This is a genomic window from Hymenobacter puniceus (genome assembly GCF_014333525.1).
GTDB lineage: Bacteria > Bacteroidota > Bacteroidia > Cytophagales > Hymenobacteraceae > Hymenobacter.
The window spans coordinates 143,240-156,076 of the sequence record NZ_JACSCX010000005.1; the positions used below are offsets into that span (position 1 = coordinate 143,240).

Below are 12,837 nucleotides of genomic sequence, written 5' to 3' on the forward strand. Positions count from 1 at the left end.
TTTATTTACAAACAAGAAGAGCGACTCGTAAGGGTCGCTCTTCTTGTTTTCAGTAGCGCGAACTGTGTAGTTCGCGCTACTGTCTGACGTTCAACGGCCCTAAACGACCACCCTACTGCCAACCCTGCACGGAAGCGCCGCCGAAAACGCCTTTGTTGATGGCGGGCGTGAAAATGGCGTAGGGAAATGCCGGAGCAAGCGCGCTGGCATCATGGAGTTGCTGCAGGTGGGCCGGGGTCAGGTGCAGGTCGAGGGCGGCGAGGTTGGTGCGGAGCTGCGCGAGCTGGCTAGCCCCCAGGATGAGCGAGGTAATGCCGGGCTGCGCCAGGGCCCAGGCCAGCGCCACCTGGGCCGGCGGTCGGTTTAGCTCGGCGGCCACGGCTTGCAGCGCCGCCAGAATCTGCCAGTTGCGCTCAGTGAACTTGCTGTCCTGAAACGGATTGGGGCCGGCGAGGCGGCCTTCGCCGCGGGCTTTGGTGTCGGGGCCGTTGGGGCGCTGGTATTTGCCGGCCAGAAACCCGGCCGCCAGCGGACTCCAGGGCGTGATGCCCAACCCACACTCGCGGGCGGCGGGCACGTACTCGTGCTCGATGCTGCGCTCCACCAGCGAGTATTCCAGCTGCAAGGCAATGGGGCCCGGAATGCCGTGGGCTGCGGCCAGCGTGGCGGCCTTAGTGGCGTACCAGGCCGGAATATCGGAGAAGGCGAAGTAGCGGATTTTGCCGGCCTGCACCAGGTCGCCGAGGGTCTGGAGCACTTCTTCCACCGGCGTCACCATGTCCCAGACGTGCAGCCAGTACAGGTCCACGTAGTCGGTCTGGAGGCGGCGCAAGGAGGCTTCCAGGGCCTGGTGGATGCTCTTGCGGCCGTTGCCACCGCCGTGCGGGTTGCCCGGCTGCCCGCTATGAAACCCCGATTTGGTGGCCAGCACCAGCTGGTCGCGCAGCTGACCCTCGGTCACGTAGCGGCCCACCAGCTCCTCGCTGCGCCCCTTGGCGTACACGTTGGCCGTATCAATGAAATTGCCGCCGGCCTCCACGTAGCCCCGGAAAATGGCGCCCGATTCCTCGTCCGAAGAACCCCAGTGTGGGGTGCCGAACGTCATGGTACCCAACGCCAGCGGGCTCACCACCAGGCCGGAGCGGCCCAGGGTGCGAAAATCAGTCAGTTGCATTGGAAAAAGAGTGTAAAGTGGAGCCGTTAATGGAGTGCGGCAGGAACACAATGGAAACGTCATGCTGAGCGAAGGCGCAGCCGCAGGCGAAGCATCTCTACCGCTGGCTAATCATCATATAGTATTCAACGAAGCGGTAGAGATGCTTCGACTTCGCCTCCGGCTGCGCTCAGCATGACGGTATTCAGTCTGACCTATAGTACTCAACGAAGCGGTAGAGATGCTTCGGCAAGCTCAGCATGACGGTCTACGAGCGTGACGATTACCTTTAGGTTCAGCCGTAACCTACCCGCTCCTACTGCACCGACAGCCGGAAGGCGGCGGGCGTAAAGCCGGTTTTGCTCTTGAACAGGCGGGTAAAATACTGCGGATACTCGAAGCCCAGCTGGTAGGCCGTTTCGTTCACGGATAGTGAGGTACTGAGCAGCAGCTGTTTGGCTTTTTCGATGAGCGTCTGATGGATGTGCTGCTGAGTGCTCTGGCCGGTGAGGGTGCGCAGCATGTCGCCGAGGTAGGCCGGCGACACGTGCAGGGCGTCGGCGAAATGCTGCACAGTGGGCAGGGGCCGCTCGGCGCTTTGGGCGAAGTAGTCGTGTAGCTCTTGCTCGAAGCAGGTTAGCAGGTCGTGTTCAGCGGTGCGGCGCGTGAGGAACTGCCTGTGGTAGAAGCGGTTGGCGTAGCTCAGCAGCACGTCGAGCTGGGCCACCAGCACGTCTTGGCTGAACGTGTCAATCGGCTGCTCGTGCTCGGCCTGGATGGTGTGTACTAGGCCTTCCAGCAGCTGCTCCTCCCGGGCCGAGAGGTGCAGGGCCTCACTCACCTGGTAGGAGAAAAAGGTGTAGCCCAGGATTTTCCGGCCCAGCGGGTGCTTAAGCAGCAGATCGGGGTGGAACACCAGCATCCAGCCCTCCAGCTCCGACAAATCTATCGATGGGTCGCTGGCGCACACCTGGCCGGGGGCGTAGAAGGCCAGCACCCCCTCACTGAAATCGTAGGTGCGGTGCCCGTACTGTAGCCGGCCCTTAAGCCCTTTTTTCAGGGTGATGATGTAGAGCTGCCGCAACGCCGGCCCCGTAACGGGTGGGTTGCGGTGCTGCGACAAATCAATCACCGACAGCAACGGATGCACCGGCGACGGAAACCCAAAATGCTGGGCGAAGTCGCTCACCGAGGCAAGCAGGCGGAAAGGCTGAGCGGCTGGTTTCATATATAGAAGAACAAAGAAAAGACAAGATAGGCCGGCACGATGTAGAGACGCGAACCTTCGCGCCTCGTGGTTGAACGGCTGGTACCGCGCAGGATAAACAACTTCAGCAACGAGGAGACGCGAAGTGTCGCGTCTCTACATCATGCCGGACCCTAAAAACCTTCCGGGTACGCTGCGCCGACTGCACCGCCGACTGGCATACTGGCTTCCAGTTCGGCCAGCTCCTGGGGGCTGAGGGTGAGTTGGGCGGCGGCTACGTTCTGCTCCAGGTACTTGCGACGCTTGGTGCCCGGAATAACTACCACGCCCTGCGCCAGCACCCAGGCCAGCGCCAGCTGCGCCGAAGTCACGCCTTTGGCCGCGGCCAGGGTCTCGAGCTTCTGCACCAGCTCCAGGTTCTTGTAGAAATTCTCACCCTGGAAGCGCGGGAAAAATCGGCGCGAGTCGCTGGCCTCGAAATCGTCGGGGCTCTTGATGTCGCCCGACAGAAAGCCCCGGCCCAGCGGCGAGTAGGCCACGAAGCCGATGCCTAGCTCCCGCGCCGCCTGCAAGGCCCCGGTTTCCTCCACGCCCCGATCGAAGAGCGAATACTCGGTTTGCAGGGCCGTGATGGGGTGCACGGCGTGGGCGCGGCGCAGCACCTCGGCTGGCGTTTCTGATACGCCCAGGTAGCGCACCTTGCCTTCCTCCACAAAGCGGCTCATCTCCCCGATGCTGTCCTCGATGGGCACCTGGGGGTCCTGGCGGTGCAGGTAGTAGAGGTCCACGTAGTCGGTGCGGAGGTTGCGGAGGGAGCGTTCCAGACACTTGCGGGCGTAAGCGGGGTGGCCGTTGAGCTGGCCGGTAAACGTGCCGCTGTCATCGACTTCGAATCCAAATTTGGTGGCCAGAATAACATTGGGGCGGCGGCCGGCAATGGCGCGGCCCACCAGCTGCTCATTCAGCAGCGGGCCGTAGAGGTCGGCGGTGTCCAGCAGGTTCACGCCCAGCTCCAGGGCGCGGTGCAGGGTGGCCAAGCTTTCCGGCTCGTCGGCCTCGCCATACACGCTCATACCATTCACGCCGCTGGTCATGCCCATGCAGCCCAGGCCTTCTACTGGTACTTCCAAACCCTGGCTGCCCAGGGGTACTCGTTTGAGGTTGCTCATCGTAACGGAGTCGTAAAAGGGTGACGTATTTTCCGTTACAAAGGTCCTACCCCGCCGCCCTGCCGCAGCTATACAAACCCGCGCATCTGCAATACAAACCGCAGTGATGGTGGCAGATGCACATCGAAGACACAGCAGTTAAAATCAGGAAGCTACCCCTCTGAACTCAAACCATAATCATAATCGAGGCAAAAAACAGTAACGGCAGTAGACCCAGCAGTACCGCCAGAGCATCCAGATACTGTTTCATTAAGAAATAGTAAAGCAACGCAAATGCTCCAAAAACTAACCCCATTACAAAAGTCGTTTCGCTTCTAACAAATGTCTTACTATCATTTCCCTTTGTGTAATCGGCCATGCCAAGCGCTAGGGCCACGGCTAAAATAACACAGCTATACAGGCCAGCTATACCCGACCTCACGATGAATCGTAAGCCGGAAGTTTGGTGAGGGGCCGGCGGCTTGGGAGTTGGCGAAACGTCGTTAGGGAGCATAAGAATGTGATGAGTATATCAACTCCAATTTACGGGATTCAGAAGTCTTGCCCTGCCATATCCATTTTTCACAACTGCTCATTCGACCCCACCCCCGCCCGCAGTTCCGGCCAGAACTCCCGAAAATCTGCCTCGTAGGCCGGCAGCTCAGCCAGGAACGCGGCGGCCCCGATGGCCAGCACGGCGGCGGCAGGCACGCGGCGGCTGAGGCCCAGCAGGGCGCGGTGCAGGCCTTCGGGGTGGGCATAGCCGGTTAGCCAGTCGTGCTGGCGCATGTAGTGCAGCATGTGCTGCAACCGCTCTGGCAGCTCGTGGCGGCGCTGGTGCAGCAGCTGGTACTGGCGCTGCGCAAACTGCGGCAGTGGCTCTTCGGGGTGATGCTGGGCGAAGTCGCGGGCCAGCAGGTGGTCGAAGCCGACGTCGGACACTACGCCGGCCCACTTGCCCAGGCCGGCCCCGCGCAGGCGGGCGGTGGTGCGGCGCACGGCCGGGTGGCTGTCCGTAAACGAGTCGATGAAGCGGTGCAGGCGGATGCCGCGCTGCACGGCGGCCGGGTAGGCCTCGAGGGCGGCGCGGCCCCGCACGGCCTCGGCGGCGAAATTGCCGATGACGAGGTCTTCGTAGTCGGGGGTGGTGGCGGGGGAGCCGGAGAGCAGCAGGTGAGCGAGGAAATTCATGCGGGGCGAAAGGTCGGCAAAATCCGGCCGGCGGTACGGTTGGGCTCAACCCAGGGCAGTGCCTGGCCGTACTAGCAAACAGGCCCGGCCCGTATTCGGCCGCCTCTTTCGCTGATTTCTATCTTCTTTCCCAACACCGCTTCCCATGTCCACGCAACCCAACGTCACCAACGACCTAAGCAAACTGCTCGAAAAAATCAAGGACGTGCGCATTGCTATGCTCACCACCCAGGACCAGGACGGCAGCCTGCGCAGCCGCCCCATGTTCACCCAGAAGCCCGACGGCAGCAGCGCCCTGGTGTTCCTGACCGATAAGGATTCGGCCAAAGTATACGAGGTAAAAAAGGACAGCCACGTCAATCTGAGCTACGGCAACCCTGAAGACAATGTCTATGTGTCGGTATCAGGCCGCGCCAATGCCTACCGCGACCAGGCCGAAATCGACAAGCTCTGGAGTGAGCCGATGCGCGCCTGGTTCCCCAAAGGCAAAGACGACGAGAGCATCTATATCCTGAAAGTGGAAATCGAGAAAGGCGAGTACTGGGACACGCCCAGTAGCCTGCTTACCCAAGCCGCCGCCTACGTGAAAGCCTTGGCCACCGGCGAGCGGAGCACCTCCGACGACGTGAACGAGCACGCCAAAGTAGAAGTGAAGTAGGTTTCGTCTGCTTTTATATAGAAAGGCCCGGAAGCAATTCCGGGCCTTTTTTGTTGTTTTAACAGTTCAACTAGCGCTAAAAGTTATTTCCCTTCCTTTGAAAGGAGGGGCTAGAGGTGGTTGACAATCGTTGAACATCAACTATGTAACTAGCTCTAGTATCGCTCTGAAAGCATCAACCACCCCTACCCCCTCCTTTCCAAGGAGGGGAACTAGCCTCTAACTCTAAATCATCCCCTTGCCTTTCACTACCCTCTCTATTCTCACTCTCCTGCCCAACCAGCGGCGCTGGGGCTTTGCGCAGATGGGCACCGCCCAGCGGCCCTTGCAGCGCGTGCCGGGCCTGCGGTTTCAGAAGCTGCTGGGCAGCGGCGCGAGCGGCTTCGGGGCGCTGCCTAATCTGCTGCGCTACGGTTTTATGGCCGTGTGGGAATCGGAGGAAGCCGCGCAGGCATTCTTTGAGAGGCACGCGCTATGGCAGCAGTACCGGCAGCGCACCTCGGAAATCTGGACGGCCTGGCTGGCCCCTCTCAAGTCTCATGGCCTCTGGGACGGGGTGAATCCGTTCGAGTATCCAGCCGAACACCTACCCGCCACCGCCGCCGACGGGCCTGTGCTGGTGCTCACGCGCGCCTCCATCCGGTGGCGGAAAACACCGCGCTTCTGGCGCTACGTGGCCCCCGTGAGTGCCACCATTGCCGGAGCACCGGGCGTGCGCGCCGCCATCGGGCTGGGCGAGCTGCCGGTGGTGCGCCAGGCCACCGTGAGTGTGTGGGAATCAGCCCAGGCCATGCAGGATTACGCCTACCGCAGCCCAAAACACAAGGAAGTAATTCGCCTCACTCGCCAGGAGGATTGGTACGGCGAGGAGATGTTCGCCCGTTTCCGGGTGCTGCGCACCGAAGGCACCTGGGACGGCCGCACCCCCCTGGCGGACTAACGTAAGCCGGCCACGCAGCCCCTGCTGAAATGAAAAACACCCTACCGTTTTGGTAGGCTTGCGCATCCTCGCTTGGCTCTGGCCCGGGCGAGGATTTATTTTTGTTATCTATAAATCAAACACTTACAATCACATATACCTGGCAAAGTAGCGGACGGCATCTGGTTTGGCAATAGGCATTTATCCTCCAAACGCCGCCAACCATGCCGCTCTTCGATAACATTGCCAAAGCTGCCAAAGACTTCTTTATTGAGGAAGCTTCCCCAGGCGGGCCCTCAGTAGCCCCAGCAGCTGCCCGGCCTTTGCCGGGAACTTCAGCGGCTCCTTTTCCGCTGGCCAGCCCACCCACAGCCACCCTGGCCGCGCCGCCCATAGCCCCGCCCCTGCCTCTCCAACCCGAGCAGCGCCACCTCGACCACATCCGGCAGCTGCTGGCCGGCGACGGCAAGGATTTCATGGCCTTCACCAAAATGGTGGGCAGCCTGCAGGCCAGCGGCCTTTCAGGCCCGATTCTGTACCAGACGGCCTTCAACGCTTTTGCCGCCGTGACCAGCCTGGATTTGCCGGCTTTGCTGAAATCGGCCGAGCAGTTTGAGCTGAAGCTGACCTCGGACCGCAACAGCATTCTGGAGCGGCACCGCGAGAAGGTGGGCGAAATCCGGATTCCGAACGTGCCGCCCAGCCCCCTGGTGCAGCTGCAGCAGCAGGAGCAGCAGCTCCAAACCGGCCTCGCCGACCTGGCCCGGCAGCTGGAAGAAGCTCAGCAACGCCTGCAGGCCGTGCGCCAGCAGCTACAGGAGCAGCAGCAGAAAGCCGCCGCTGCCCTGGCCTCCTACGAGCTGGCCCACGCCACCGCCGCCGCCGAACTAAAAGCCCACCAGCAGGCTGTGCAGAGCTTTTTGCTGAAGTGAGGTGATGAAGTGAATGGTGAACAGACCTCACACTTGGCAGCACACACCACTTCTTACCCATTCTCCCATTCACCCCTTCACCTGTCACCCCATCACCCCCTTCACCTGTCACCTCATCACCTTAAAGACATGAACTCTCTTTCCACTCCCGATTTTAAAACCGGCGAACTGCCCAAGTGGCAGCAGCCCGAGAAGGTAGCCGGCTGGGTATTTCTGGCCGGGCTGGCCGGGGCTGGCGTCTACTGCTGGGGCACAATTGTGCCCTTCCTGGTCGACGTGGTATTTAATACCGTGAAGTTGGGTATCGGGCTGGGCGTACTGCTGGCGGCCTGGCTGGTGCTCACGAGCCCGCGCGTGAAGGCGGGGCTGTGGTACGCCGGGCAGCGCATTTTCCGCACCGCCGCCGGCATCTTCGTCAACACCGACCCCATCGGCATCATGGAAGACTACATCAAGAGCACTTCGCAGGAGGCGCGCAAGATGGAGGAAGAAGTAGGCCACGTAGAGGGTGCGCACGAGCTGGTGAAGCGCAAGCTGGACGCCAACACCTTGCAGATGCGCGAGTACCTGGCCCTGGCCGATGCCGCCACCCGCCAGCGCGAGCCCGACGCCGCCGAGCAGTACGCCAGCCGCGCCGCCCAGCTCCAGGACTACAACCAGCGCCTGCAGCCCATGCTCACTACCACCCAGAACGTGAGCCTGGTGATGCGCCAGATCTTGAAAGCCGCCCTGCGCCAGATCGACGGCAGCAAGTTCAAGGTGAACCTGCTCAAGGACGAGTACCAGCTGGTGAAGCGCACCAGTAGCGGCATGCGGGCCGCCATGAACATCCTGCGCGGCGACCCGGACAAGAAATACTTCTTCGACCTGGCCACTGACCGGGTGGCCCAGGACATGGCCCAGCAGCTCGGCCAGATCAAGCAGGCCATGCGCTACTCGCAGGAATTCGTGAAGGAAATGGACATCCAGAACGGCGTGATGAGCGAGAAGGGCCAGCGCCTGCTCGAAAAGTATCAGAAAGGCGACTTCAACGCCCTGCTCGACGAGAAGCCCGCCCCCACCACGCCCGCCCAGCAGCTCACCGCCACCAACGACGCCTTCCGCAGCCTGCTGGACTGAGGGAAGGAGCCAGGAGTGAGGAGCTAGAAGCTAAAAAACTCCCCTCCTTTTTTCAAGGAAGGGTGCCCAAAGGGCGGGGTGGTAAATCCGCCAGAACGATACTAGAAACTAAAACTAGAGCCCCCTCTCCTTTTTCGGAGAGGGGTTGGGGTGAGGCGACTAGAGCTAGCCAACGAAGCGGTAGAGATGCTTCGACAAGCTCAACAGGACGGCCTGACGTCATCAAAAAAACAACCAACCAAAAACGAATAACCAACCATGACAACTCGCGGTAAATTTGTATTGGGCGTCCTCATCGCGGCGCTGCTGTACTTCAGCATCAACAAACTGGTATCCAGTGGCATCGTCTTCAAGAAGGCCGCCACAGAATCGGTGCTGCTGAACTCCATTGAGCTGCCGGCCACCGCCGCCGGCTCGCGCACCAACGTGGCGGTGCCGCTGGCGCCGCTGCCCTCCGAAACTCCGGCCGGCACCGGCACCCCGGTGGTATGGGAGGTGATGGCCTGGAACTCACAGATGGCGGGCATGCTGGCCAACGGCGGCCCGCGCACCACGCAGGGCTCCAGCCTGGCTGCCAATGGCATCGACATGCAGATCGTGCGCCAGGACGACGTGGCCAAGATGCAGGCCGACCTGGTGAAAAACGCCCTGGACCTCGACCAGAACCCCGACACGCCGGGCCTGATTGTCAGCATCATGGGCGACGGGCTGCCGGCCTTCTCGGCGGTGCAGACCCAGCTGGAAAAAGCCGGCACCGACCTGCAGATCATCCCGTACTCGGTGGGTAAGAGCTTCGGCGAAGACAAGCTGATGGGCCCCAAAGCCTGGCTCAACAACCCCAAGCTGGCGCTGGGCAAAACCATTGCCTGCTACCTGCGCGACGGCGACCAGAACATTGCCCTGAAGTGGTGCGCCGACAACGGCCTTAAGGTCAACCCCGACGAAACCACCTACGACCCCGACGCCGTGAACTTCATGGCCGCCACCGACTTCCTGGTTGCCGCCGAGAAGTACATCACCGGCAAGGCCGAGCAGCGCACCAAAGTGGTGAACGGCAAAAACACCGGCGTGACCGTGGACGTGCCCGCCGACGCCGTAGCCACTTGGACGCCCGGCGACGTGAACATTGCCAAGCAGAAAGGCGGCCTCGTCACCATCGTGTCCACCAAGGACTACTCCAACCAGATGCCCAACATCATGGTGACCACCAAGCGCTGGTATGAGGCCCACCCCAAGCAGGTAACGGCCCTGATGACGGCCTTCGCCGTGGCCGGCGACCAGGTGAAATATCACCCCGAAGCCCTGAGCCGCGCCGCCGATATTTCCAGTGAGGTGTACGGCGACAAAGACAAGCCCGGCGCCTACTGGCTGCGCTACTACAAGGGCGTGAGCGAGGCCGACCGCAACGGCGAGGTGGTGGAGCTGGGCGGCAGCAAGGCCTTCAACTTCAGCGACAACCTGGCCCTGTTCGGCCTCAATGAAGGCGGCACCAACATCTACGCGGCCGTGTACAAAACCTTCGGCGACGTGCAAAGCAAGCTCTACCCCAAGGAGCTGCCCAGCTACGTGCCGCTGGAGCAGATGCTGGACCTCGCGCCGCTGCGCCAGCTGCAGGCGCAGTACAAGGGCAAAGCCATTGCCCCGGCCGAAACCCGCCAGTTTGCCGCCGACGATGAAATCCGGCAGAGCGTGAGCAAGCGCGCCTGGAACATCGAGTTCAACACCGGCCAGAGCACCTTCACGCCCGTGGCCGAGCGGGAGCTCAACCAGCTCTTCAACGACTTGGTGGTAGCCGGCAACCTGAAAGTAGCTGTGCACGGCCACACCGACAACGTAGGCGACCCGCAGCGCAACCAGCAGCTCTCCGAAGACCGCGCCCTGGCCGTGCAGCACTGGCTGGAGCAGCGCAGCCGCAGCGCCTTCCCCGCCGGCCGCGTGCAGGTCTACGCCCACGGCCCCACCGAGCCCCTGGCCAGCAACGCCACCCTGGTCGGCAAAGCCAAAAACCGCCGCGTGGAAATCGTGCTGGGGAATTAGTGGTGAGATGGTGAGGTGCAGATCGTCATGCTGAGCTTGCCGAAGCATCTCTACCTCTGACTAACCCAATCATTACAACGATAACCGCTGCATAGCCCAGGGTTTAAACCCTGGGCTAGTGAGGCCGACCAGCGAAGCGGCAGAGATGCTTCGGCAAGCTCAGCATGACGTTCTCCCATACCCTCATCACCACCTCACCGCATGAAATCCCTCTTCACCCCCAACGCCCGGCCGCCGCGCAGCACGCTGCTGCTCATGGCCGGCGCGCAGGGCCTGGTGGTGCTGCTGCTCTGGCTCTGGATGCCGCTGCAGCTGTTCCCCTCCCTCACCGACGTGCTGCGCGCCCTCGCCGACCTCACCACCAGCCAGGGCCTCATTCAGGAACTGTGGGCTAGCATGCTGACGGCCCTGCAGTCGTTGGCCGTGGCAACGGTGCTGGCGCTGCTGATTGCCTATCTCACGGCGCTGCCGTTTTTCCGGCCGCTGGCCTACGCGGCGTCCAAAATGCGCTACCTCACGCTCACGGGCCTCACGTTTTTCATGGCCCTGCTGCTCAGCTCCGGCCACCAGGTGAAGCTTACGGTGCTGATTTTCGCCACCACCGTCTACCTCGTCACGGGCATGACCAGCGTGATTCTGACCACCACGCAGCAGGAAATGGACCACGCCCGCACCCTGGGCCTCGGCGAGTGGCGCAGCTTCTGGGAAGTGGTAGTGCTGGGCAAGCTCGCCGACATGCTGGAAGTGGTGCGCCAGAACTTCGCCATCATCTGGACCATGATTACGCTCGTCGAGACGCTCTACCAATCGGAAGGCGGCATCGGCCTGCTGCTCTACAAGCAAAACCGCTACCTCCACCTCGACGACGTAGTAGCCATCCAGCTCGTCATCCTAGCCACCGGCGCGGCACAAGACTACGCATTTGGCCTGCTGCGGAAAGTGTTCTTTCCCTATTCCACGCTGAGCGTGGCGCGGTAACGGGACCTCACCCCCTAGCCCCCTCTCCCGTGGAGAGAGGGGACTAGTTCTAGAAAAAAACACTAGCTCTAAAAAAGCTAGCAGCTAGTTCCCCCTCTCCACGGGAGAGGGGGCTAGGGGGTGAGGCCAATCGTTGCAACGAAGCGGTAGAGATGCTTCGGCAAGCTCAGCATGACAAACGCCAAAAACTCCTACCCCCACACCCTCCCACCCTCATACCCTATCCCATGACTCCCTACTTCTACAAAGCCCCCGTCCTCACGCTCGAGAGCGTGTCCATGGAATTCAACGGGGAAACCATTCTGCGCGACATTTCGGCGCAGGTGCTGGATGTGTGCCGGCCGGGCCTGAGCCAGGGGCAGGTGGTGGGCTTCTACGGCCGCTCGGGGCTGGGCAAGTCGGTCCTGTGCCGCATTATGGCGGGGCTGATACCGCCCAGCCGCGGCGCGGTGCGGGTGGGCGAAACGCAGCAGCCAGTAGCGCCCGGCGCCGTGGGCTTCGTGCAGCAGCACTACCCGCTCTTCCACCACCGCACCCTCCACGACAACCTGCTGGTGGCCGCCGCCCGCAAATACCCGCCCGACGAAGCCCAACGCCAGACCGACGCCTACCTCGACCGGTTCCAGCTCGCGCCGCACCGCAAAAAGTACCCCGCCCACCTCTCCGGCGGCCAGCGCCAGCGCGCCGCCATTGCCCAGCAGCTGCTCTGCTCCGACCACCTCATCCTGCTCGACGAGCCCTTCTCCGGCCTCGACGTGGCCATGATGGACGAGGTGCGCAAAATCATCCTCGAAGTCACCACCATGGACGAGCTCAACACCGTCGTCATCGTCTCCCACGACCTGCAAACCACCACCGCCCTCTGTGACCGACTCTGGCTGCTGGGCTATGAGCGGGACGCCAGCGGCCAGCTGCTACCCGGCGCCACCATCACCCCCGAACACCAATACAACCTCGCCGAAATGGGCCTCGCCTGGCACGAAAACGTGGAAGCCGAGCCGGAGTTTGCTAGGTTTGTGGAGCATCTGAAGGAGGAAATTCGGGGGAGTTAGGGCAGAGTGGTAGAAGCTTGCAAACGAATCCACCAAATAAGACTAACCAACAAAAAGCCTGTTCCTACTGCTGCAAACAGCCATTCAAACCACGTTTTCTCGTCATCTATAACAATAAAATCGTTGATATTTTCACGGTTGTAACGAATAGCAACAGTCTGCCCAGTTTTAAAACTGCTGAATGCGTTACCGCACTCATACCGAAGAGAAATCCATTGTTGATTAATGAATACACCTATAATAGGAAGATAGGTTGTGTTGTCTTCGCTGTCTAATTCCTCTTCTATCCTGATAATAATGCCTTCCACTTGAATACCCTGTTGCTGAAAAAACAGCCGGTTCCTCCGTTCCTTATATGCAGATATAAAAAAGAAAGGACTCGCAAGAAATAAGGCCAGCGGGGCTAACATATCAGTTGAAAAATCCATGTGGTGCGCTAGTTG

The 12,837-nt window shown here is 61.2% G+C and carries 13 protein-coding genes; 7 read left to right on the forward strand and 6 right to left on the reverse strand.

The window, feature by feature from the left end:
• Positions 1-112: 112 nt before the first annotated feature.
• From H8B14_RS14930 to H8B14_RS14950, 5 genes are all read right to left on the reverse strand, one after another.
• Complete coding sequence (locus H8B14_RS14930) at positions 113-1,174, reverse strand: aldo/keto reductase (RefSeq protein ID WP_187316456.1); 1,062 nt, start codon at positions 1,172-1,174, stop codon at positions 113-115.
• Positions 1,175-1,469: 295 nt separating this feature from the next.
• On the reverse strand, positions 1,470-2,381 hold the full coding sequence (locus tag H8B14_RS14935; RefSeq protein ID WP_187316457.1) for a helix-turn-helix domain-containing protein: 912 nt from the start codon (positions 2,379-2,381) through the stop codon (positions 1,470-1,472).
• 152 nt (positions 2,382-2,533) lie between these two features.
• A complete protein-coding gene (locus H8B14_RS14940) occupies positions 2,534-3,529 on the reverse strand; it encodes an aldo/keto reductase (RefSeq protein ID WP_187316458.1) in 996 nt (331 codons plus the stop codon).
• A gap of 166 nt (positions 3,530-3,695) precedes the next feature.
• Positions 3,696-4,022: a hypothetical protein gene (locus H8B14_RS14945; RefSeq protein ID WP_187316459.1), complete on the reverse strand. Its 327-nt coding sequence runs from the start codon at positions 4,020-4,022 to the stop codon at positions 3,696-3,698.
• Between the two features lie 68 nt (positions 4,023-4,090).
• Positions 4,091-4,699, reverse strand: coding sequence for an acyl carrier protein phosphodiesterase (locus tag H8B14_RS14950; protein WP_187316460.1), 609 nt, complete (start codon positions 4,697-4,699; stop codon positions 4,091-4,093).
• 145 nt (positions 4,700-4,844) lie between these two features.
• Between H8B14_RS14950 and H8B14_RS14955 the strand changes: the two genes are divergently transcribed.
• From H8B14_RS14955 to H8B14_RS14985, 7 genes are all read left to right on the forward strand, one after another.
• A complete protein-coding gene (locus tag H8B14_RS14955) occupies positions 4,845-5,357 on the forward strand; it encodes a pyridoxamine 5'-phosphate oxidase family protein (protein WP_187316461.1) in 513 nt (170 codons plus the stop codon).
• Between the two features lie 238 nt (positions 5,358-5,595).
• Positions 5,596-6,297, forward strand: a complete 702-nt coding sequence (locus H8B14_RS14960) for a spheroidene monooxygenase (RefSeq protein ID WP_261990038.1) — start codon at positions 5,596-5,598, stop codon at positions 6,295-6,297.
• A 203-nt stretch (positions 6,298-6,500) separates the two neighbouring features.
• On the forward strand, positions 6,501-7,208 hold the full coding sequence (locus H8B14_RS14965) for a hypothetical protein (protein ID WP_187316462.1): 708 nt from the start codon (positions 6,501-6,503) through the stop codon (positions 7,206-7,208).
• Positions 7,209-7,337: 129 nt separating this feature from the next.
• On the forward strand, positions 7,338-8,327 hold the full coding sequence (locus H8B14_RS14970) for a hypothetical protein (RefSeq protein WP_187316463.1): 990 nt from the start codon (positions 7,338-7,340) through the stop codon (positions 8,325-8,327).
• A 258-nt stretch (positions 8,328-8,585) separates the two neighbouring features.
• The gene (locus tag H8B14_RS14975; protein WP_187316464.1) at positions 8,586-10,364 is read left to right on the forward strand and encodes an OmpA family protein; all 1,779 of its coding nucleotides are present in this window, start codon (positions 8,586-8,588) and stop codon (positions 10,362-10,364) included.
• A 201-nt stretch (positions 10,365-10,565) separates the two neighbouring features.
• Positions 10,566-11,342: an ABC transporter permease gene (locus H8B14_RS14980; RefSeq protein WP_187316465.1), complete on the forward strand. Its 777-nt coding sequence runs from the start codon at positions 10,566-10,568 to the stop codon at positions 11,340-11,342.
• Between the two features lie 227 nt (positions 11,343-11,569).
• On the forward strand, positions 11,570-12,394 hold the full coding sequence (locus H8B14_RS14985) for an ATP-binding cassette domain-containing protein (RefSeq protein ID WP_187316466.1): 825 nt from the start codon (positions 11,570-11,572) through the stop codon (positions 12,392-12,394).
• Here the strand turns inward: H8B14_RS14985 and H8B14_RS14990 are convergent.
• Positions 12,391-12,822, reverse strand: a complete 432-nt coding sequence (locus H8B14_RS14990) for a DUF3592 domain-containing protein (protein ID WP_187316467.1) — start codon at positions 12,820-12,822, stop codon at positions 12,391-12,393. The two genes, H8B14_RS14985 and H8B14_RS14990, sit on opposite strands and share 4 nt — an antisense overlap.
• Positions 12,823-12,837: the final 15 nt, after the last annotated feature.